Below are 22353 nucleotides of genomic sequence, written 5' to 3'. Positions count from 1 at the left end.
ACTACTCCTGCGCTTCATCCTGATGTTTCGCCAGCCAGTTTGCTAACTGGCAATACTGCGCGACCGAAACGTTTTCAGCACGCAATGTCGGGTCGATAGAGAGTTCTTCTAGTGCACCCGCCGCCACCATATGATTGAGGCTATTACGCAGCGTCTTACGGCGCTTACCAAACGCTTCGGTAGTAATGCGGCTCAGTAAACGCACGTCACTAACCGGATGCTGCGGCTCAGTATACGGAACTAAACGCACGACGGCAGAATCCACTTTAGGCGCCGGCGTAAACGATTCTGGCGGCACTTCAAGTACTGGAATGATCTGGCAATAATATTGCGCCATAACGCTCAGGCGACCATACGCTTTACTGCCCGGACCCGCGACTAAACGGTTCACCACTTCTTTTTGCAACATGAAGTGCATGTCTTTAATCGAACCAGTATAGCTGAAAAGGTGAAACATCAGCGGAGTCGAAATATTGTACGGCAAGTTGCCAAACACGCGCAGCGGCTGACCTCTTTCTTCTGCCAGCGCGGCAAAGTCGAATTTCATGGCATCTTGCTGAAAAATGGTCAGCTTCGGCCCAAGAAAGGGATGAGTCTGCAGACGTGCAGCCAGATCGCGATCCAACTCCACAACCGTCAAGCTATCGAGACGTTCGCCTACTGGCTCGGTTAATGCACCCAAGCCGGGCCCGATTTCCACCAGCGCCTGATCGCGCTGCGGATGAATAGCGGAGACAATGCTCTCGATAATGTACTGATCGTTCAGGAAGTTCTGCCCGAAACGTTTACGGGCGAAGTGCCCCTGATGGACGCGATTATTCATTACTGCTCTTGATCATAGTGATGGCGAGGTTAAGCGCCGTGATGAAGCTGCCCGGTTCTGCCTGTCCCAGCCCGGCTAACTCTAGCGCGGTGCCGTGATCGACTGAAGTCCGGATAAAGGGCAAACCGAGAGTGATATTCACCGCACGACCAAACCCCTGAAATTTTAGCACCGGTAGACCTTGATCGTGATACATCGCCAGCACCGCATCCGCATTTTGCAGATATTTTGGCTGGAACAAGGTATCTGCGGGCAGAGGACCGGTAAGCTGCATGCCCCGCTGGCGTAATTCGTTGAGAGCAGGAATGATCGTATCGATCTCTTCCCGTCCCATATGGCCTCCTTCGCCCGCATGCGGGTTAAGGCCACAGACGAAAATATGCGGCTGGGCAATCGCAAATTTTTGCTGCAAATCGTGATGCAAAATGGTGATGACTTCGTGCAGGCTGTCACGGGTAATGGCAGCTGAGACATCTTTTAGCGGCAAATGCGTGGTGGCTAAGGCAACGCGTAACTCTTCCGTCGCTAACATCATTACAACGCGATGACTCCCCGCGCGATCGGCGAAGAATTCGGTGTGACCGGTAAAAGCAATACCAGCGTCGTTAATCACGCCTTTGTGCACCGGGCCAGTGATCAACGCGGCAAACTCACCCTTCAGACACCCATCGCAAGCGCGCGCCAGCGTAGCCAGTACATATTCGCTATTGGCAACACATAACTCGCCGGGTTTAACCGGCTGTGGCGTTTCAATCGGTAGCACGGTTAGCGTGCCGGCCTGCTGCGGTTGTGCCGCAACGCCAGGCTGATAATCACGCAAGGTCAGCGGCAGCCCAAGCTGGGCGGCACGCTGACGCAGTAAATCGGGCGAGGCGCACACCACCAATTCAACCGGCCAGTTTTGCTGGGCCAGTTGAATGGTGAGGTCAGGACCAATCCCGGCGGGTTCGCCGGGAGTAATCGCTACACGGAAATTACTGAGCATTGTTGTCCAAAATCTTCACGTAAGCACCGGCGCGTTGTTCCTGCATCCAGGTTTGTGCTTCTTCAGCAAATTTACGGTTGAACAGCAGACGGTAAGCACGCTCTTTCTGGGCCGCATCGGTTTTATCAACCTGTCGCGTGTCCAGCAACTGAATCAAGTGCCAGCCGAACGAGGAGTGAACCGGTTGGCTGGTCTGGCCTTTTTGCAGGCGCAGCAACGCATCGCGGAACGCAGGATCGAACGCTTCTGGCGAACTCCAGCCCAAGTCGCCGCCCTGGTTCGCAGAACCCGGATCGTCAGAGAACTGTTTCGCTGCAGCAGCAAAAGTGGTTTTACCACTGCTGATATCGGAAGCAATCTGTTGCAGCTTGGCGCGTGCTTGATCCTCTGTGAGGATCGGAGACGGTTTCAGCAGGATGTGGCGTGCATGCACTTCCGTCACAGAGATATTTTTGCTCTCGCCACGCAGGTCATTCACTTTCAGGATATGGAAGCCCACACCAGAACGAATCGGACCCACGATATCGCCTTTCTTGGCGGTAGCCAGCGCCTGAGCAAACAGGGTCGGCAACTCTTCAATTTTACCCCAACCCATGTTGCCGCCTTTCAGCGCTTGTGAATCTGCGGAGTAGGTTACTGCCATTTTGCCGAAGTCAGCACCGCTTTTCAGCTCGCCCACCAGCTGTTTCGCCAGCGTTTCTTGATCATCAACCTGCTGCTGCGTCGGGTTTTCTGATAATGGCAGCAAAATATGGCTGACGTTCAGCTCGGTGCCTTGGGTGTTTTGCGAGGCGATTTGCGTCGACAGCGTGTCCACTTCCTGAGGCAAAATCGTTACGCGACGGCGCACTTCATTGTTACGCACTTCGGTGATCAGCATCTCTTTGCGGATTTGCGCACGGTAAGTGTTGTAGTTCATACCATCATAAGCCAGGCGGCTACGCAGCTGATCGACACTCATCTTGTTCTGACTAGCAATATTTTGAATCGCCTGATCCAACTGCTGATCGGTGATCTGCAGGCCAGCTTTTTCACCCATTTGCAGCAGAATGTTGTCCATGATCTGACGCTCAAGAATCTGATGGCGCAACGTTTTATCGTCTGGCAATTGCTGACTCGCCTGCTGCGCCTGAGATTTGACCGTGCTCATCATGCTATCCACGTCACTCTCAAGAACTACGCCGTTATTGACCACGGCTGCAACTTTATCAACCACTTGTGGTGCTGCGAACGCGGTGTTGGCAGTTATCGCCACACCAAGAATCAGCATTCTCCAGTTCTTCATACTTTATCCATTGTTGTTTCCGCACTGCGGGATTGCCTGTCAAACATCACAACATCAAAAAGCGCGCTGGTAAGGGATGATGCCCTGACGCAACATTTGGTTGGTTCCTAAGCCATAGTTGGAACTCAAACCACGCAGCTCTATGTTGAATGAGATTTGGTTGTCGTACTTGCTGTCGTTGTTTTCCCAACCGTTGATTTTGCGCTCGTAACCCAGGCGAATAGCATAACAGCATGAGCTGTATTGCAGGCCAACCAGCTGTGATGCCGGTTTGCTGTTGCGCGTGTCGTAGTAATAAGCACCTACCACAGACCATGCATCAGCAATCGGCCAACTGCCGGTTGCACCGACCTGAGAAATCCCGTTTTTGTAGATCGGGTTGGTAATCAGGTTGGCATTGTTCAACGCGCTTGCGACGTATTCCGGGCTGCTGTAGCGGTAGCTCAGCTGCACCATACGATCGGCATCACGGCGATATTCCAGCACCGCATTCCCCTGAGAGACGTTATCCAGGCGAGTATCATATTGCACCCCGCCGCGAACGCCCCAACGATCGCTAACCTTCCAGTATGTATCACCTGCCCAAATCAGGCTGCCGGTGTCATCTTCTTCACTGGTTTGATTAACGCCAGTGCGTGAAGGGGTAAACGAGTAGATTTGACCTACGGAAGCGTTAAAACGTTCAACCAGATCGTTATCATAAATACGCGTCGTCACACCGGTTGCTACTTCATTGGCTGAAGCGATGCGATCCAGGCCGCTGTAAGTGCGGTCGCGGAACAAACCGGTATAGTCGGTTTGTAGCAGCGTGGAGTCGTACGGATAGATATCGCTTTGGTCGCGGTAAGGGATATAAAGGTACTGAACGCGCGGTTCCAGCGTTTGGGTATAGCCTTCCGCCCAATTCATATCGCGGTCAAACACCAGACGACCATCGACTTTCAATTGTGGCATGGTGCGGTTGACGGATTCTTTCAACTGATTGACGCGAGTGGTATCAATCGAGTTGTTGTAGTAATCGACATCTTTCTGCTGATAGTGCGTCGCAAGGAATTTCGCTTCAGTATCAAGACTTGCCCAACCATTAGACAGCGGCAGATCCAGCGTCGGCTCAATATGCAGACGCGTAGCTTCGGGATAGCGATCGCTGACGTTGGTAAACTTCACCGCTTGCGCATAAATACGCCCATCAAACGGACCCATATCATTTTGATAGAAATTGAGATCCAACTGCGGCATTGCGCGGTAGACGTTGTTGCTGTTGGTGTTACCGAAGACCTGGAAGTCTTTGGTTGACAGCGTCGCATCCCAGTTGGTATCCGCATAACCCGCACTGAATTTTTGCGTGGCGTAACCGTCGGTTGAGCTGTAGTACGTCGAGTCGAGATCGTTGAAGTAGTACTGATCGCTGACTTTGGTGTAGTTGGCATTGAAGCGCCAATGCTGATCGTAAACACCAGAATGACGCCAGTAGAACAGCCAGCGGTCTGAACTGTCATTTTGCGCGATGCCGCGTACCGCTTTGTCGTTATTGTATTGATCGTCTGAAGCCAGATAATCAAACTCAACCAAGCCTGCACCCGCCTGTGTCAAATAACGGAATTCGTTCTGCAATTGCAGGCCGCGCTTGCTCATATAGTGCGGCGTGATGGTGGCATCCGCTTGCGGCGCGATGTTCCAGTAATAAGGCAGAATAAATTCAAAGCCGTTGCTGCTGCCATATTTTGCGTTAGGGATCAGGAAGCCGGAGCGGCGACGATCGCCAATCGGCAATTGCAAATAAGGGCTGTAGAAAACCGGCACGGAACCCAGCTTAAAGCGGGCATTCCAAATCTCAGCCACTTCTTCTTCACGATCCTGAATCACTTCAGAACCGACCACGCTCCAGCTGTTTGAGCCAGGCAAGCAAGAGGTAAAGCTGCCATTTTCTAAAATGGTGTAACGGTTATTACCGCGCAGTTTCATTTGATCGGCGGTGCCGCGGCCCTGACGTCCCACCATTTGGTAGTCGCCATTCCAGACATTGGTGTCTTTGCTGTTCAGATTCGACCAAGCTTTCGGACCTTTCAGGATGACCTGATTATCGTCGTAGTGCACATTACCCAAGGCATCGACGGTACGCACCGGCGTGGTTTGTCCATCTTGCTGGCGTTGATGAAGTTGCACTTCATCCGATTGCAGTCGGCCATTGCCTTGTTCAATGTTCACATTGCCAGTGAATACCGCGTCGTCAGGATAATTACCCTTGGCAGAATCCGACTTGATGGTCACAGGCAGCTCATTGGTGGTGCCTGTCACCAAAGGACGGTTATAGCTCGGCACGCCTAACATACACTGCGACATCAAATCGTCGGCGAGGGCATGCTGACTGGTAAGGGCTGCACCAATCAAGGTGGCCAGCAGGGTAGGTATACGTTTTTTCATACGCGGTATCGAGAATTCCATGAAAACTGGCATCATGCCGACAATCCGGTCAGAGACTAACTTACTGCCCGGCGTTGCGCCAGTGTTAATCCGTGTCTGCCCGCGTTGCCGTTAGGCGCTGAGATAAATGACAGGTATGATAATGCAATTTTCAGCCGCAAGCATGGCGAATTGAGGAGTTTATGCGCTACTGGGGAAAAGTTGTGGGTCTGCTATTAGGATTGATTTCCGGTGCAGGCTTTTGGGGCATTGTGATCGGTTTGATCATTGGCCACATGATAGATAAAGTTCGCGGTGCTCAGGGCAAGGCTTACTTCTCAAATAATCAAACGCGTCAAACGCTGTTCTTCAGTACCACTTTTCAGGTAATGGGCCATTTAACCAAGTCAAAAGGGCGCGTGACCGAAGCCGATATTCAGATTGCTTCTTTATTAATGGAGCGCATGCAGCTTCATGGCGAATCGCGTACCGCTGCGCAACGCGCCTTTCGCGAAGGCAAGCAGGGCGACTATCCGCTGCGCAGTAAGCTGCGTGAGTTCCGCAGCGCCTGTTTTGGCCGCTTCGATCTGATTCGGATGTTTCTGGAAATACAAATTCAGGCGGCGTTTGCTGATGGATCGCTGCATCCCAACGAGCGCCAGGTACTGTATGTCATTGCAGAAGAACTGGGTATTTCCCGCACTCAGTTTGATCAGTTCCTTCGTATGATGGAAGGCGGTCAGCAATTTGGTGGTGGGCAAGGCTCTTCATACGGCGGTTTTCAGCAGCAACGCGGTCCGACTCTGGAAGATGCGTGCAGTGTGTTAGGCGTTAAGAGCAGTGATGATATCACCATCATCAAGCGTGCCTATCGCAAGTTAATGAGTGAACACCATCCTGACAAACTGGTGGCGAAAGGTTTACCGCCAGAAATGATGGAGATGGCGAAGCAGAAAGCGCAGGAAATCCAGGCGGCTTATGATTTGATTCGTAAGGAAAAGGGTTTTAAGTAGTCGTTGTGTTCTCGCCTTAATTCTCTTGAGTGCGAGGTAATTTGTCCCCCACCTCAATCCTCCCCCACACGTGGGGGAGGAAGATGCTGCTTTATGTGAGTATTACAGCTGCATGTGGCAGCATCTCCTTCCCCCGCTTGCGGGGGAAGGTTGGGATGGGGGACAGCGCAGAGGCCAACACAGCGCGCAGAGGCCAACGCAGTGCGCAAAAGGTTAAAAATCCGCCGGCTGGCGAAACGTCATTGCGTTACCAAATTTTGGATGCGTAATGGTCAGTGATTCCGCATGCAGCAGCAGTCTTGGTGCCATCGCTTTGGCTTCCGGGTGCGCATAGAAGTTATCCCCCAGAATCGGATGTCCCAGCGCCAGCATATGTACACGCAGCTGGTGCGAACGTCCGGTAATCGGCTTCAGCGAAACGCGCGCGCTGTTGTTAGCGAAATACTCCACCACCTGATATTCGGTTTGCGCAGATTTGCCGGTTTCAAAACAGACCTTCTGCTTCGGACGATTAGGCCAGTCGCAAATCAGCGGCAAATCCACTAATCCTTTCTCTTCCGTTGGATGCCCCCACACGCAAGCTACATAGGTTTTCGACGGCTCGCGTTCGCGAAACTGACGCTTCAATTCGCGTTCAGCCGCTTTGGTCAAGGCCACCACAATCACGCCGCTGGTGGCCATGTCGAGACGATGTACCGATTCTGCCTGCGGGAAGTCACGCTGAATGCGCGTCATTACGCTGTCTTTGTGCTCTTCCAGCCGACCGGGCACGGAAAGCAGGCCGCTGGGTTTATTCACCACCATAATGTAATCATCCTGATAAAGGATGTGCAGCCACGGCTCAAGCGGTGGATTGTAAGGTTCCATGCTATTTTCCAAAAAAAGGGGCCGCGCGGCCCCTGAATTTTTATTGGTGGGTAACGACAATTAAGCGCAGCGCATCCAGGCGCCAGTTGGCCTGATCAAGATGCTCCAGCACTTGCTGACGATTGCTTTCCAGCGCCTCAATCTCATCTTCACGAATATTGGGGTTAACCGCTTTTAGTGCTTCAAGACGTGACAACTCTGAGCCCAGTTTTTCGTCAGCTTCACGACGGGCAGCATCAATCACCGCGCGCGCTTCACTCACTACTTTCTCTTCGGCCTGCGTCAGAATTTCGTGTACATCCTGCTGTACCGCGTTCACCAGCTTGCTGCCGGTATGACGATTAACGGCATTTAGCTGACGGTTAAAGCTTTCAAACTCAACTTTGCCCGCCAGGTTGGTGCCGTTGCGATCCAGCAGCAAACGGAGTGGCGTTGGCGGCAGGAAGCGAGTCAGCTGGAGGTTTTTGGGCGCCTGCGCTTCGACCACATAAATCATCTCAACCAGCAAAGTGCCGACCGGCAGCGCTTTGTTCTTCAGTAAAGAGATTGCGCTGCTGCCGGTATCACCGGAAAGAATCAAATCAAGGCCGTTGCGGATCAGTGGATGTTCCCAGGTAATGAACTGCGTATCTTCGCGGGACAACGCCTGGTCGCGGTTAAAGGTGATGGTGCAACCATCTTCTGGCAAGCCTGGGAAATCGGGCACCAGCATGTGATCGGATGGTGTCAGCACGATCAGGTTGTCGCTGCGATCTTCCTGATTAATACCGACGATATCAAACAGGTTAAGCGCAAAGCTCACCAGATCGGTGTCGTTGTCCTGTTCAGCAATCGCATTCGCCAGCGCCTGCGCAGATTCACCACCGTTGGAATTCAGCTCCAGCAAGCGGTCGCGACCCTGTTCCAGCTGTGATTTCAAGGCGTCATGCTGCTTGCGGCATTCAACGATAAATTCGTCGAATCCTTCGTTGTTCTCTGGTGCCGCAAGGTAGTTAACCAGCTGCGAATGCACGCTATCGTAAATGGTACGACCGGTGGGGCAAGTGTGCTCAAACGCATCCAGCCCTTCGTGATACCAGCGCAATAACACCGCCTGCGCGGTTTTTTCCAGCCACGGCACCAGAATCTGGATATCATGCATCTGACCAATACGATCCAGACGACCAATACGCTGCTCCAGCAAATCGGGATTTGAGGGCAGATCGAACATCACTAAACGGTTGGCGAACTGGAAGTTACGGCCTTCAGAACCGATTTCCGAACACAGCAGCACCTGCGCACCATTCTCTTCAGAGGCGAACCAGGCCGCTGCGCGGTCACGTTCAATGATTGACAAACCTTCGTGGAATACCGCAGCGCGGATGCCTTCGCGTTCACGCAGAACCTGCTCCAGTTGCAGCGCGGTGGCGGCTTTAGCACAAATCACCAGCACTTTTTCTTTGCGGTTGCTGGTGAGATAACCCATCAGCCATTCTACGCGGGGGTCGAAGTTCCACCAGGTACCGCTGTCGCCTTCAAACTCCTGATAAATCTGTTCAGGATAAAGCAGGTCACGGGCGCGCTCTTCGGCACTTTTACGGGTTCCCATGATGCTGGAAACTTTGATCGCCGTTTGATACTGCGCAGGCAGCGGCAGGCGAATTTGATGCAGTTCGCGTTTCGGGAAGCCTTTTACGCCATTACGCGTGTTACGGAACAGCACGCGGCTGGTGCCGTGGCGATCCATCAACATTGAAATCAGTTCTTTGCGTGCATCTTGTTTGCCGTCGCGGTCGCTGTTAGCTACCTGCAGCAGCGGTTCGATATCCTGCTCGCCGACCAGATCGCTGATGCTGTTCATCTGCTCTTGAGAAATGGACTGATCTGCCAGCAATGAGGAAACCGCATCGGCCACCGGGCGGAAATGCTGTTGCTCTTCAACAAACAGAGCGAAGTCATGGAAGCGATCCGGATCGAGCAGGCGAAGGCGCGCAAAGTGGCTTTCCATTCCCAACTGCTCTGGCGTCGCGGTTAACAGCAACACGCCCGGCGTTTTTTCGGCTAACTGCTCAATCACCTGATATTCACGGCTTGGCTCACCTTCGGACCACGCCAGATGGTGCGCTTCGTCCACTACCAGCAGATCCCACTCAGCCTCAGACAGCAGCTCAAGACGCTGTTTATTGCGGCGAACAAAGTCGAGTGAGCAGATAATAAGCTGCTCAGTTTCAAAAGCATTATCGCTGTCATGCTGCGCTTCGGTGTAGCGATCATCATCAAACAGCGCAAAACGCAGGTTAAAGCGGCGCAGCATCTCAACCAGCCATTGGTGTTGCAGGGTTTCCGGTACCACAATCAACACGCGTTCAGCGCGACCAGCCAGCAGTTGCTGCTGAATGATCATCCCGGCTTCAATGGTTTTACCCAAGCCAACTTCATCAGCCAGCAGCACGCGCGGTGCATGACGACGACCGACATCGTGAGCAATGTGAAGCTGATGCGGAATCAGGTTAGTACGCATACCGCGCAGTCCGCTGGTCGGCAGACGATATTGCTCGCTGTGGTATTTGCGGGCGCGGAAGCGCAGGGCAAAGCGATCCATGCGATCGAGCTGTCCGGCGAACAGGCGATCCTGGGGTTTACTGAACACCAGCTTGCTGTCGAGAAACACTTCACGCAGCATCACGTCGGCCTCTTCAGTATCGAGGCGCATGCCGATATAGGTCATCAGGTCATTTTCGTTGCGGACTTCATCCACTCGCATCTGCCAGCCTTCATGGCTGGTGATGGTATCGCCCGGATTAAAGATGACGCGAGTAACCGGCGAATCGTTGCGGGCGTAGAGGCGGTTTTCGCCTGTGGCCGGGAAAAGCAGCGTAATCATGCGCGTATCGATCGCGACGATCGTTCCCAAACCCAGTTCACTTTCCGTATCACTGATCCAGCGCTGACCTAATGTAAAAACCATATATTTTTTAGCTCGAATTTTTTAACGTTTTTGAAGGTGTTCCCAACTCCAGGGCAATAGCATGTCATCCAAACGATAAGGTCTGGTGAACGTGTCAGAGCGGTGAGTTTTGGGAAGGGCGCTATGGTACTGGATGGCAGGGCATTCGTCACCTGTCAAAAAAGTCCCAACTGACCGTTTATAAGTGTAGCAAAGTCGCCGTCGACGAAAGGTAAAATGCCATCAGCCACCGGTTGTAACTGCTTGCTAACGTAATGATCGTAGTCGAGTGGCGTAATCCGCGCCTCCAGCGGCTCCGGGCCTGCAGTGGCAATCACGTAGCGAATGCGCCCGCCATTTTGGTACTGTAAAGGTCGTCCCAGCTTGCGATTCTCTTCATCAGCGATGCGCGCAGCGCGTACATGCGGCGGCACGTTACGTTCATACTCTTTTAACGGACGACGCAGGCGTTTTTTGTAAATCAGCTGATCGTCCAGCTCACCCGCCAGCAGTTGCGCCACTGTTTCACGAATATAATCCTGCCAGGGTTCGCGACGAAAGATGCGGCTGTATAACGCTTGCTGAAACTGCTGCGCCAGCGGCGTCCAGTCGGTGCGCACCGATTCCAGACCTTTAAATACCATGCGCTCGCTAGCGCCTTCGCGGATCAATCCCGCGTAGCGTTTTTTACTGCCTTGCTCGGCACCGCGAATGGTGGGCATCAAAAAGCGGCAAAAATGACTCTCGTACTCCAGCTCTAATGCGCTGTTAAGCCCATATTCGCTTTGCAGATGCTCGCGCCACCAGATATTAACCTTTTCTGTCAGCTGTCGGCCAATCGCGGCCGCCTGCTCTTCGCTGTGCGCTGTCTTCAACCAGACGAAGGTGGAATCGGTATCGCCGTAAATAACGTCGTAACCTTCAGCCTCAATCAATTCACGCGTTTGCTGCATGATGGCGTGCCCGCGTAGCGTAATCGATGAGGCCAGACGAGGATCAAAGAAGCGGCAGGCGCTGGTGCCGAGTACGCCATAGAACGCATTCATGATGATTTTCAGCGCCTGCGACAGCGGCTTGTTGCCCTGTTTTTTAGCCGCTTCGCGTCCTTGCCAGATCTGCTCAACGATTGCCGGTAAACAGTGCGTCTGGCGTGAAAAACGTGCTTCGCGGAAACCCGCAACCGAATCGGTATCGTTTGGATGCGCTAATCCTTCCACCAACCCGACCGGATCGATCAGGAAGGTGCGAATAATTGAGGGATAAAGGCTTTTATAGTCGAGCACCAATACTGAGTCATACAAGCCGGGACGCGAATCCATCACGTAGCCGCCAGGGCTGGCTTCGGGGGCTACGTCGCCTAAGTTTGGCGCGACAAAGCCCGCTCGGTGCATGCGCGGAATATAAAGATGACCAAATGCTGCCACCGATCCACCGTGACGATCCACCGCCAAACCGTTTACCGCCGCTCGTTCCAGCAGAAACGGCATGATCTCTGTTTTGTGGAAGATGCGTGTCACCAGTTCGCAATCTTTCAGGTTGTAACGCGCCAGCGCCGGTTTATCGTTGGCAAAACGCCAGTTAATCTCTTCCATGCGCTGCCAGGGATTGTTGATCGCTTTCCCTTCGCCCAATAGCTGTTGCGAGACAGATTCCAGGCTAAATGAAGGAAAATCCCAGAAGGCGGATTTCAGCGCGTCGATGCCATCAATAATCAGGCGGCCAGTTGCCTGAGCGAAAAAAACGCCAGGCTTAAAGCCATGTTCGCGCCATTCCAGCGGGGCTTGTTGACGGCCAAGGCGCAGCGGAATGCCGTAACGATCGGCATGTTTTTGCAGCATACGCAGGTCAAATTGCACCACGTTCCAACCAATAATTACATCGGGGTCATGTTGTGCAAACCAATGATTAAGCGCTTCCAGCAGTTGTGGGCGGCTTTCCAGATAGATCAGCTCAAAGTCGAGTTGGCTGGCATCGCCGTTGGGCGGCCCAAGCATGTAAACCTGACGCTGTCCGCAACCTTCGAGTCCAATGCAGTAAAGTTCGCCATGCTGAGTGGTTTCAATATCCAGCGAGACCCATTTCAGCGGAGGACGATAATCGGGATGCGGCTTCAAGCGCGTGTTCACGACGCTTTCACCTTGCTGATCACCGCTGAACCAGACGGGCGCAGTGATAAAGCGCTCCATCAGAAAGCGCTCTGGCGGGCGAATATCCGCTTCGTAAATTGGAATGCCGTTTTCCCGCAGCTTTTTCTCAATCCACTGTAACTGGCGATTCTGCCGACAATAGAGGCCAAACACCGGGCGACGGCGGAAATCTTTCAATTCCAGCGGCTGAATGCGTACGTGTCGTTCATCCTTTAACAGCGCTTCAACCTGCGCCTGATAATCGCAAGGGATAAAGGCGACCGACTCTTGCACCGGCAGTACAACGCGCTGTGGACCGTCATCGGTTGCCAGCCAGAAAATGATTTCGGTGCCTTGTGCGCTGTCGCGCCAGTGTCGGGTGAGCAGGAAACCTGCGCGTGGCATATTCACACTCTCTCCAGAAAGCCGGATTCGGGATGGGCAGTGAGCAAAGTATAACATGGATATTTATACAGTTCTCGCGGCTGGCTTTTGTCAATATCAGCGTACAATTCTTGCCTTGACGCTTTGATGCAGGCTCAGGACAATCCAGCCTTGTGCTTTTTTTAAGGAAGGTTATGGAAGCCTGGGTTCAACACCTTTTTACACAGTCGCTGGAATGGGCGCTGTTTGCCGTTGCAATGGTGACGTTTCTTGAATCACTGGCGTTTGTGGGATTATTACTGCCGGGTACGGTTTTGATGGCCAGCCTCGGCGCGTTGGTGGGTAGCGGACAAATTGGTCTCTATCCTGCCTGGGCGGCGGGTTTTGCTGGATGCTTGATTGGTGACTGGGTTTCCTATGGCATTGGCTGGAAATTTCAGGGGCCGCTGCATCGCTGGAAATATATTCAAAAATACAAAGGATTGCTGGATAAAACCGAGCATGCGCTGCATCAGCACAGTATGTTCACCATTCTGGTGGGGCGCTTTGTTGGGCCAACGCGTCCGCTGATTCCGCTTGCCGCAGGCATGTTGGAGTTGCCGGTGCGCAAGTTCCTGCCGCCCAATCTCATTGGCTGTATTTTGTGGCCGCCGCTGTACTTGCTGCCAGGTATTTTAGCAGGCGTGGCCATTGACGTGCCGAAAGCGGCGCAGGGCGGTAACTTTAAGTGGCTGCTGCTGTTAGTGGCGATTGTCGCGTGGCTGGGATTTTGGCTCTGCTGGCGCTGGTGGCGCAGCGGTAAAAGTCAGGATTGGGCAACAGCGTATCTGCCGCCACAACGCTTGCGTTGGTTAGCACCGCTTGGATTTGTTATCGCGGTAGGCGCATTGGTGGCGATTCAGTTCCACCCCATGATGCCCATTTTCCTGCACTTGTTAGGGCAAGTTTTCTTTAATTAACGGCGCGGGATGCCGAGCACATCGGCTTCCCGTGTTTCTCCCGACAGCAACTGCTGCGTTGCGCCATCCCAGTAAACCCGACCATCCACAATGACCACGCTGCGCGGCGCAATTTGCTGTGCATCTTCCAGGCTGTGCGACACCATAAGTAAGGTAATGTTGCGTGTCTCACACACTGAACTCACCAGTTGCAGCATCTCTCCGCGCAAGGCGGGATCGAGGGCTGAAAAGGGCTCATCCAGCAGCAGAACCGGGCGATCGCGCAGTAAGCAACGTGCCAGCGCAACGCGCTGACGTTGCCCACCGGAAAGCTGGCCCGGCAAGCGCGTAAGCAGATCGCTTAACCCAACCTGTGTTGCAATAGCCGCCAGTTGTTGTTGTTGGGTGGCATTCAGCTTCAAGCCTGGATTCAGCCCCAGCGCCATGTTCTGCTGTACGTTGAGGTGTGGAAACAGGTTGTTCTCCTGAAACAGCATCGAAACCGGACGCTTTGCGGGCACGCTGCGCGTGTGATCTTTGCCATCAATCTCCAGCATTCCCTGACTGACCGGTAAAAATCCGGCAATCAGGCTCAGCAACGTACTTTTACCTGCGCCGCTGGGGCCAAGAATCGCCAGACGTTCGCCACGTTGCGCAGTCAGGCTGAAACGCATCGGCAAGTGGTGATACAGGTAAGTGAGGTTATTCAGAGTCAGCATGGTGGCCCGGTAATTTTTCCATCAGAGTGAACAGCAACAGGCAAAGTAACAGCAGCAGCAGGGCGGTAACTGCTCCGTCTGCGCCACGATAAGAACCAATTTGTTGATACAGGTAGAACGGTAAGGTGCGGAAATCTGCGCTACCAAACAGCGCAACCACGCCAAAATCTCCGATCGATAATACGCAGGCAAAGGCCAGTGCCTGAGCTAAAGGTCGCTTCAGGGCGCGCAGTTCAATCAGACGTAGTCGATTCCAGCCCTGGATACCCAACGAATTGCACAGGTTTGCGTAGCGCTCAGCGATATCGCGCATGGGGTTTTCCAATACTTTCAGGGCGTAGGGAATGGAAATCAGTGCGTTAGTGAATATCACTAAACCGTCAGCGGAAGTGGGCAAGCCAATGGTGGCGTTGAACAGCAGGAAAAAGCCGGTCGCCAGCACGATACCGGGCATCGCCAGAATCAACATACCGCTGGTATCTATGATCTGTGCAGCCACGTTGCGTTGGCGCATACGCAATTCGCGGCTGCTCCACAGCAGCATCATAGTCAGCAGCACGCAAAGCAGGCCAGCACCCAGCGCGATACGCAGCGAAGTGAATGTGGCCTGCCACAGCGCCGGTTGTGCCAACGCCCCGCGCAGGCCGCCATGCAATCCATCCACGATGACTGCCAGCAGCGGCGGTAACAGCAGCAGCAGCGCCAACACAATCAAGGCAAAATCACTCACGCGAGCAAGCAGGGAATCTTGCGGATCGCGCCAGCCGCGCAGTTGACTGATGCCAGCGGGAATGGCCTTGCTAAAACGCTGGCTGAGCAAAACTAAAGTCAGGCAGCAGGTGAGCTGTATCAGTGCCAGCAATGCTGCGCGCCCCGGATCGTAGTCATAACTCAGCGCCTGAAAAATGGCGAGTTCAATGGTGGTGGCTTGCGGCCCGCCGCCCAGCGACAACACGGTAGCAAAGCTGGCAAAGCAGAGCATAAATATCAGCGCGCCGGTCGGCAGCAACTGACGGCGCAACCACGGCCATTCCAGCAGGCGGAAATGGTGCCAGCCGCGCAAATTAAGCTGCGCGGCCAGTTGTCGCTGCTCGGCTGGAATGCTTTCTAACGCCTGCAACATCAAACGCGTTGCCAGCGGCAAATTGAAAAACACATGTGCCAGCAGAATACCTTGCAGGCCGTACGGTGAAAAAGCGTAATCGATATTGAAAAACTGGCACAACTGCGCCAACCAGCCGACGCGACCATAGACCGTAAGCAAGCCAAATACCGCGACCAAAACCGGCAGAACCAGCGTCATGGCGCACAGCCGCAGCAATAATTGGCGACCAAGAAAGCGCCGCCGGTAAAGTGCGCGCGCGAGCGCAATCGCAGGCAGGAGCGACAACAGCGCAGAAAGCAGCGCCTGACCAAAGGAGAAGCCGATAACGTGATGGAGATAGTCGTCCTGCAATACGCTGCGCCAATCCGTATCAGGCGCAGCGATCCACAGCGAGGAAAACGCCAGCAGCGCCACACTGCACAGCAGCAGCGTGGCGAGCGAACCGGGAATCAACCAGAGCGGAATTAACGGCTGACGGCGCGTTGCCATGCATTAATCCATTCTGAGCGGTGATCGGCGACATCTTGCGATGAGAATTGCAGCGCAGTATTTGGCACGCTCAACGATGAAAATCCTGCCGGCAAATCAGTTTTGATTACGGGATACATCCAGTTACCGGTTGGAATCGCGTTCTGGAAGGCAGGCGACACCATGAACTGCATGAACTGTTGCGCCAGTTTGGGTTGTTTGCTGCTGGCAAGCTGAGCCGCAACTTCAACCTGCAAATAATGGCCTTCGGCAAACGACGCAGCGGCGTAATTCTCTTTTTTCTCTTCGATGATGTGGTAAGCAGGCGAGGTGGTGTAACTCAACACCAGATCACCTTCACCTTTCAGGAACAGACCGTAAGCTTCGCTCCAACCTTTAGTGACAGTAACGGTTTTCTGCGCCAGCTTCTGCCAGGCCTGCGGTGCCTGATCGCCATACACTTTTTGCATCCACAGCAGCAAGCCTAAACCCGGCGTGCTGGTACGCGGGTCTTCATAAATGACGCGCCACTTCTCTGGACTATCAACAAGTTCTTTCAGGCTTTTAGGCGGATTTTTGAGTTTATTTTTGTCATAGACAAAGGCGAAGTAGCCGTAATCGAAGGGCACAAAGGTTTTATCTTGCCAGCCATCGGGTAACTGTAGCTCGCTGGTGTCAACGTCGCTGGGCGCAAACAGACCCGTTTTTTGTGCCGCCTGCACCAAATTGTTATCCAGCCCTAATACCACGTCGGCTTTGCTGTTTTTGCCTTCCATGCGCACGCGATTCAGCAGCGACACGCCATCTTCCAGCGCGACGAATTTCAGTTCGCAATTGCACTGCGCTTCAAAGGCTTTTTTCACCGCTGGGCCAGGGCCCCAATCGGCTGAGAATGAATCGTAGGTATAAACGGTTAAGGTCGGTTTGGCAGCAAAGACGGGCGCTGACAGCAGCAGCAGCAGCAGCAGAGACAGACATTTTTTTAACACTTTGCGCTCCTTAAGGAGAATTGTTATATGAGTCGCAAAGGATCTGAGCACGTTGGCCTCTCAAATCCCTACGTCGGTATTAACCGAATCAGGTTCGACGGGTATATCTCAGCTCATTGCGACAATCGCAAGCGGCACCCCGTTGAGAACGAGTCATTCTAGTCATTTCGTCGCCGGGGCGAAAGGATCACAGCTCCGGCGGTGCGAACCAGGCGGATTTAAAATCAAACCAGCCCAGCGTATTCATGCGCACGCCACGCATACTGCGTTCTCCTTCCAGCAGCAGCCAGTGATGAAACAGCGGATGCAACCCACCTTCCTCGACCAAACGCTTGCTCCATTCGGCAAGCGGCAGCGCTTTTTCACGCCAGCGTGCGGCATCGCTGTGCCAGTCAATGGGCAGGCAATGATGCAGCAACGGCACCTCATAGAGCTGAGCAAACAGTGAATATTCCAGCGGCAGGGTGAAATTGACGCTGCCCAGCCAGATATCGCTTTCAGCCTCGCCCTGATGCCAGCTTTCATAGCTGACTTCACGCGTTTCAAGCGTTACGCCATGTTGCGCTAATAAAGGGCGTAGCGCATTAGCGATGCCTTCGTGCTCAACGTGTTGGCTATACCAGGTGAGCGTCAGGCTTTTCAGCCCAGCTGGTTTCTCAACGGGCGTTAAGTCACGGCGATGGTGCCAGCGCGGCAGCAAACCGTAAGCGGGAAACCAGTAGCGCTGATAGCCAGCGCTCGCATGATTGAGCAGGGCAATAGGATTAAATAAATAGCTGACCCAGCGGCGAATCGCCTCGTTGCGACCTTTTTCTGAGCGCTGATCAAATAGCAAATAATAACATCCCTCTTCGAGCCGACTTTCTTCCTGCTTTTCATCAACGGTGTCGCCCTGCAAACGTACGCCTGAATAAACCAGTTCGTCGCTGATCTCAGGCAATACCCAAATTGAGACGTCATCGATCAGGGCGCGAAAGCCAAAGTAGTCATCAAACGCTTCGATTTTCAGCTGGCTTTGCTGATTGCGCACCACGCTGTAAGGGCCAGTCCCCTTAGGCTGGCGAGCGAAATCACGCTGCTCGGGCCATTCACGCGGTAGAATCATGGCGCTCACGCTGCCAAGTAACCAAGGTAACCAGTCGTCGGGCTGGCTTAGCGTGATATCCAGCGTCCAGGGGGCGGGCGAGGTGATGAGTTGGAAATGTGAAAACAGCGGCTGATCACGCAGGCGTTCAAGACTGCCGATGACATCAGCCATTTCTAATTCGCGACCGTGGTGAAAGCGGATAGCCGGGCGTAAAAAAAAGCGCCAGTGCAGCGGCGATGTTTGCTGCCAGTGGTGCGCAATATCCGCCTCGATTTCCCCGTTTTCCTCATTTATTCGCGTCAGCCCACTAAAGATTTGTCGTGCCAAATGCGTCTCTGAGCGGCGCAGCGGCGATCCAGGCAGCAGGTTGAGTAACGGGCGGTAATAAAGCACGCGAAGAATATGTTTGCCCTGGCGGAAACTGCGGCCCAGATGCGCGCTGATCATCTGGCGCACCTGATTTTTATCGCCGACCAGTTGCACCAGTTGATCGATACGATCCTGCTCCAGCAAATCTTCTGCCCGCTGCTGCTGTAGCGCGAGTCCGGTATAACAAAAAGTCAGCTGTGAACGCTTGCCGCGCCCGGCTTCAGCTTGCCAGGTCAGCCATCCAGCATCTTGCATAGCGTTAAGTAAATTACGCATATGACGGCGAGAGCAATGCAGTAAATCCGCCAGTTCACTCAGCGTGGTTTCTTGCGTCTGGCCCTGGCAACTTTGCCACAGGCGAATGAATTGCTGCTTAAGGCGTGATGAGGACATAAAAGAGGAACTCCCTGTAAAAAGCGCTCTGTTTTTCCTGCCTCATATTAGAGGCAAACTGAACCTCATTGGAAGAGCGGGAGGCATTCAGCAATGAATGGCGCTCAACCATGATCGCGCAGCGATGCGGGATCCTTTCTGAGTAGGGTGCAATTACACCGCCAGCAGGATTTTATCTGCTGGCTTTTTTCGTGTTGCGCTGTATCGTCTACCCTTGTTTTTTTCCTCGGTTTTTTCATTCTGTTAGGGATTTCGGCATGAAGTCGCAGCGTCGCATCAATCCGGTTTATCTCGCGTTTATGGTGGCATCGTTCATGATTGGCGTAGCCGGTGCATTACAAGCACCCACGCTCAGCTTGTTTTTGACGCGTGAAGTGCAGGCGCGGCCGTTTTGGGTTGGGCTGTTTTTTACCATTAATGCCGTGGCCGGGATTGTGGTGAGCATGCTGGTGGCCAAGCGCTCAGACAGCGTCGGTGATCGCCGTCACATCATTCTGTTTTGTTGTCTGATGGCGCTGTGTAATGCCATTTTATTTGCCTTCACGCGTCATTATTTCACACTGATTACGCTTGGCGTGCTGCTGTCAGCGCTGGCCAGCGTCTCCATGCCACAGATTTTTGCGCTGGCGCGAGAATATATTGACCATTCCGCGCGCGAAGCAGCGATGTTCAGTTCGGTAATGCGTGCGCAGATATCGCTGGCTTGGGTGATTGGGCCGCCGCTGTCGTTTGCACTGGCGCTCAACTATGGCTTTGTCACGCTATTCATGGTGGCGGCAGCGCTGTTCTTTATCTGCATCCTCCTTATTTGGTTTACCTTGCCTTCGGTGCCACGCGCTGATTCGCTGATGCACAGCGGCGGCATGCCGATCAGCGGTTGGCGCAACCGCGATGTCAGGCTGCTGTTTATCGCCTCCGTGACAATGTGGACCTGCAATACCATGTACATTATCGATATGCCGCTCTATATCAGCAGCACGCTGGGCTTACCGGAAAAGCTGGCGGGGTTATTGATGGGAATGGCGGCAGCACTGGAGATTCCAGTGATGTTACTGGCTGGCTATTGCGCTAAACGCGTCGGTAAACGCAACCTGATGCTGATCGCGGTAGCGGCAGGTATTCTGTTCTATCTCGGACTGGTATTGTTCAGTTCGCGCCATGCGTTGCTGATTTTGCAGCTGTTTAATGCAGTATTTATCGGCATCATTGCCGGAATAGGCATGCTGTGGTTTCAGGATTTAATGCCAGGACGACCGGGCGCAGCCACCACTATGTTCACTAACTCTATTTCCACCGGCATGATTTTGGCGGGATTGATTCAGGGAACCTTGAGCGAACGCTTTGGACATATCTCAATATATTGGCTGGCGTTAGGGCTGGCTATTGCCTCTTTTGCCATGTCGGCGCGGGTACGCAACGTATAAGAAAAGGGCGACTAAATCGTCGCCCTTAATGATTAACGCAGGAAAGCGGGCTGCTTCTGCTCATAATCAGAGATCGAGGCTTCATGCTGAAGCGTCAGGCCAATGCTGTCGAGACCATTGATCATGCAGTGACGACGGAAACTGTCGAGCTCAAACGGATACGTTTTATCGCCAGCGGTCACGGTTTGCGCTTCAAGATCAACGGTGAAACGGATGCCTGGCTGTGCAGCGACCAGTTTAAACATCTCATCGACTTCTTCATCGCTGAGCTTTACCGGCAGCAGCTGATTGTTGAAGCTATTGCCGTAAAAGATATCGGCAAAACTGGGTGCAATCACCACGTGAAAACCGAAATCTGTTAGCGCCCAAGGTGCGTGCTCACGTGACGATCCACAGCCAAAGTTTTCACGCGCCAGTAAAATACTGGTGCCTTTGAATTCGGGCTTGTTCAACACAAAGCTGGCAGTCGGTACGGTGCCGGCATCATCTTCAAAGCGCCAATCGTGAAACAGGTGCTGACCAAAACCGGTACGCGTAACTTTCTGCAAAAACTGCTTAGGGATGATCGCGTCGGTATCGACGTTTGCCGCATCCAGCGGCGCAACAATCCCGGTGTGTTGGGTAAATTTATTCGCCATGACTTATGCTCCTGTCGTCAGTTCACGGATGTCAGCAAAATGACCAGTTACCGCAGCCGCAGCTGCCATGGCCGGGCTAACCAGATGCGTACGGCCGCCACGTCCTTGACGTCCTTCAAAGTTACGGTTGCTGGTAGAGGCGCAACGCTCACCCGGATTCAGGCGATCGTTGTTCATGGCCAGGCACATTGAGCAACCCGGCAAGCGCCATTCAAAACCCGCTTCGAGGAAAATCTTATCCAGACCTTCCGCTTCCGCCTGCGCTTTTACCGGACCCGAGCCTGGCACCACCATCGCCATTACGCCTGGCGCGACTTTGCGGCCTTTGGCAATCGCAGCAGCAGCGCGTAAATCTTCAATACGTGAGTTAGTACAAGAACCGATAAAGACTTTGTCGATGCTAACGTCAGTCAGCTTGATGCCTGGCTGCAGATCCATATACGCCAGCGCTTTCTCTGCGGAGGCGCGTTCAACGGGATCGGCAAAAGAGGCTGGATTCGGGATCGCTTGATCAACGGCAATGACCTGGCCTGGATTTGTTCCCCAGGTTACCTGAGGCGCGATCTCTTCGGCATGCAGGGTAACAACCGCATCAAATTTTGCGCCTTCATCTGACTTCAGGGTGCGCCAATACTCGACGGCTTGTTCCCATTTCTCACCGTCGGGTGAAAACTGGCGACCTTTCAGGTAAGTAAAGGTGGTGTCATCCGGTGCCACTAAACCCGCTTTGGCACCCATCTCAATGGCCATGTTGCACAGCGTCATACGACCTTCCATGCTCAGCGCTTCAATGGCTGGGCCACAGAATTCGACTACATGGCCGGTGCCGCCTGCGCTACCGGTTTTACCGATGATCGCCAGCACAATATCTTTGGCAGTGATGCCGGTAGCCGCTTCACCCAGCACTTCGATTTTCATGGTTTTGGCACGGCCCTGTTTCAGGGTTTGCGTGGCAAACACATGCTCAACTTCTGAAGTACCGATACCAAATGCCAGCGAACCAAAAGCGCCGTGCGTTGCAGTATGTGAATCACCGCAAACAATGGTCATGCCGGGCAAAGTCATACCTTGCTCTGGACCAATTACGTGCACGATGCCTTGAAACGGGTGATTCAGGTCATACAACTGCACGCCAAACTCGGCACAGTTCTTCATCAATTCTTGCATCTGGATACGTGCCATCTCGCCCGACGCATTGATGTCTTTGGTCTGCGTGGAGACGTTATGATCCATGGTCGCGAAGGTTTTAGACGGCTGACGGACTTTACGACCGTGAGCACGCAGGCCATCAAAGGCCTGCGGTGATGTCACTTCATGGATCAGATGACGATCGATATAGAGCAATGGGGTTTCATTTGGCGTTTCATTAACGACATGTGCATCAAATAACTTCTGGTATAAGGTTTTCATT

General features: G+C 53.4%; 16 protein-coding genes and 1 riboswitch. Of the genes, 3 read left to right on the top strand and 13 right to left on the bottom strand.

What is annotated here, in order from left to right; all coding sequences use genetic code 11:
• Position 1: 1 nt before the first annotated feature.
• Genes rsmA through lptD form a run of 4 tightly spaced genes read right to left on the bottom strand, consistent with a single transcriptional unit; the run spans position 2 to position 5553 of the window.
• Positions 2-823, bottom strand: a complete 822-nt coding sequence (rsmA, locus tag SC127_RS05595; RefSeq protein ID WP_243078617.1) for a 16S rRNA (adenine(1518)-N(6)/adenine(1519)-N(6))-dimethyltransferase RsmA — start codon at positions 821-823, stop codon at positions 2-4.
• Entirely contained in the window at positions 816-1808 is a 993-nt protein-coding gene (gene pdxA / locus SC127_RS05590) for a 4-hydroxythreonine-4-phosphate dehydrogenase PdxA (RefSeq protein ID WP_215847658.1), read from the bottom strand. The genes rsmA and pdxA overlap by 8 nt, the downstream gene beginning before the upstream one ends.
• Positions 1798-3093: a peptidylprolyl isomerase SurA gene (gene surA, locus SC127_RS05585; RefSeq protein ID WP_243078616.1), complete on the bottom strand. Its 1296-nt coding sequence runs from the start codon at positions 3091-3093 to the stop codon at positions 1798-1800. Before surA ends, pdxA begins: the two co-directional genes overlap by 11 nt.
• Before the next feature lie 54 nt (positions 3094-3147).
• Positions 3148-5553: an LPS assembly protein LptD gene (gene lptD, locus SC127_RS05580; RefSeq protein WP_215847656.1), complete on the bottom strand. Its 2406-nt coding sequence runs from the start codon at positions 5551-5553 to the stop codon at positions 3148-3150.
• 146 nt (positions 5554-5699) lie between these two features.
• Here lptD and djlA point away from each other — a divergent pair, with 146 nt between their 5' ends.
• Positions 5700-6509, top strand: a complete 810-nt coding sequence (gene djlA, locus SC127_RS05575; protein WP_215847655.1) for a co-chaperone DjlA — start codon at positions 5700-5702, stop codon at positions 6507-6509.
• A gap of 213 nt (positions 6510-6722) precedes the next feature.
• Here djlA and rluA read toward each other — a convergent pair whose 3' ends face one another.
• The 3 genes from rluA to polB all read right to left on the bottom strand — a co-directional run bounded on the left by rluA (position 6723) and on the right by polB (position 12839).
• Positions 6723-7376: a bifunctional tRNA pseudouridine(32) synthase/23S rRNA pseudouridine(746) synthase RluA gene (gene rluA / locus SC127_RS05570; protein ID WP_332625686.1), complete on the bottom strand. Its 654-nt coding sequence runs from the start codon at positions 7374-7376 to the stop codon at positions 6723-6725.
• A gap of 40 nt (positions 7377-7416) precedes the next feature.
• On the bottom strand, positions 7417-10323 hold the full coding sequence (rapA, locus tag SC127_RS05565) for an RNA polymerase-associated protein RapA (protein ID WP_243078614.1): 2907 nt from the start codon (positions 10321-10323) through the stop codon (positions 7417-7419).
• A 155-nt stretch (positions 10324-10478) separates the two neighbouring features.
• Positions 10479-12839 carry a DNA polymerase II gene (gene polB / locus SC127_RS05560; RefSeq protein WP_332625684.1) on the bottom strand — a complete coding sequence of 787 codons (2361 nt, stop codon included), beginning with the start codon at positions 12837-12839 and terminating at the stop codon, positions 10479-10481.
• A 167-nt stretch (positions 12840-13006) separates the two neighbouring features.
• Between polB and SC127_RS05555 the strand changes: the two genes are divergently transcribed.
• Positions 13007-13771 (top strand): DedA family protein, encoded by a 765-nt coding sequence (locus SC127_RS05555; RefSeq protein WP_243078612.1) that lies wholly within the window; start codon positions 13007-13009, stop codon positions 13769-13771.
• Here SC127_RS05555 and thiQ read toward each other — a convergent pair.
• The 4 genes from thiQ to sgrR form a co-directional block, all read right to left on the bottom strand.
• Entirely contained in the window at positions 13768-14469 is a 702-nt protein-coding gene (gene thiQ, locus SC127_RS05550) for a thiamine ABC transporter ATP-binding protein ThiQ (protein WP_215847653.1), read from the bottom strand. The genes SC127_RS05555 and thiQ overlap by 4 nt on opposite strands.
• Entirely contained in the window at positions 14453-16063 is a 1611-nt protein-coding gene (gene thiP / locus SC127_RS05545) for a thiamine/thiamine pyrophosphate ABC transporter permease ThiP (RefSeq protein WP_332625680.1), read from the bottom strand. The genes thiQ and thiP overlap by 17 nt, the downstream gene beginning before the upstream one ends.
• The gene (thiB, locus tag SC127_RS05540; protein ID WP_332625677.1) at positions 16039-17031 is read right to left on the bottom strand and encodes a thiamine ABC transporter substrate binding subunit; all 993 of its coding nucleotides are present in this window, start codon (positions 17029-17031) and stop codon (positions 16039-16041) included. Before thiB ends, thiP begins: the two co-directional genes overlap by 25 nt.
• 47 nt (positions 17032-17078) lie before the next feature.
• Positions 17079-17183, bottom strand: a riboswitch (TPP riboswitch).
• A 35-nt stretch (positions 17184-17218) separates the two neighbouring features.
• Positions 17219-18880, bottom strand: coding sequence for an HTH-type transcriptional regulator SgrR (gene sgrR, locus SC127_RS05535; RefSeq protein ID WP_243078609.1), 1662 nt, complete (start codon positions 18878-18880; stop codon positions 17219-17221).
• Positions 18881-19137: 257 nt separating this feature from the next.
• Here sgrR and SC127_RS05530 point away from each other — a divergent pair, with 257 nt between their 5' ends.
• Positions 19138-20304, top strand: coding sequence for an MFS transporter (locus SC127_RS05530; RefSeq protein ID WP_215847651.1), 1167 nt, complete (start codon positions 19138-19140; stop codon positions 20302-20304).
• Between the two features lie 32 nt (positions 20305-20336).
• On the opposite strand, the gene leuD is transcribed toward SC127_RS05530, so the two are convergent.
• Together leuD and leuC are read right to left on the bottom strand one after the other, a co-directional pair.
• Positions 20337-20942, bottom strand: a complete 606-nt coding sequence (leuD, locus tag SC127_RS05525) for a 3-isopropylmalate dehydratase small subunit (protein ID WP_215847650.1) — start codon at positions 20940-20942, stop codon at positions 20337-20339.
• 3 nt (positions 20943-20945) lie between these two features.
• The gene (gene leuC / locus SC127_RS05520; RefSeq protein ID WP_215847649.1) at positions 20946-22352 is read right to left on the bottom strand and encodes a 3-isopropylmalate dehydratase large subunit; all 1407 of its coding nucleotides are present in this window, start codon (positions 22350-22352) and stop codon (positions 20946-20948) included.
• Position 22353 lies beyond the last annotated feature (1 nt).

Source organism: Pantoea sp. T14 (assembly GCF_036663535.1).
Lineage (GTDB): Bacteria > Pseudomonadota > Gammaproteobacteria > Enterobacterales > Enterobacteriaceae > Pantoea > Pantoea phytostimulans.
The sequence above is the reverse complement of the archived record's forward strand: the minus strand, read 5'-3'. Positions and strand labels throughout refer to the sequence as shown.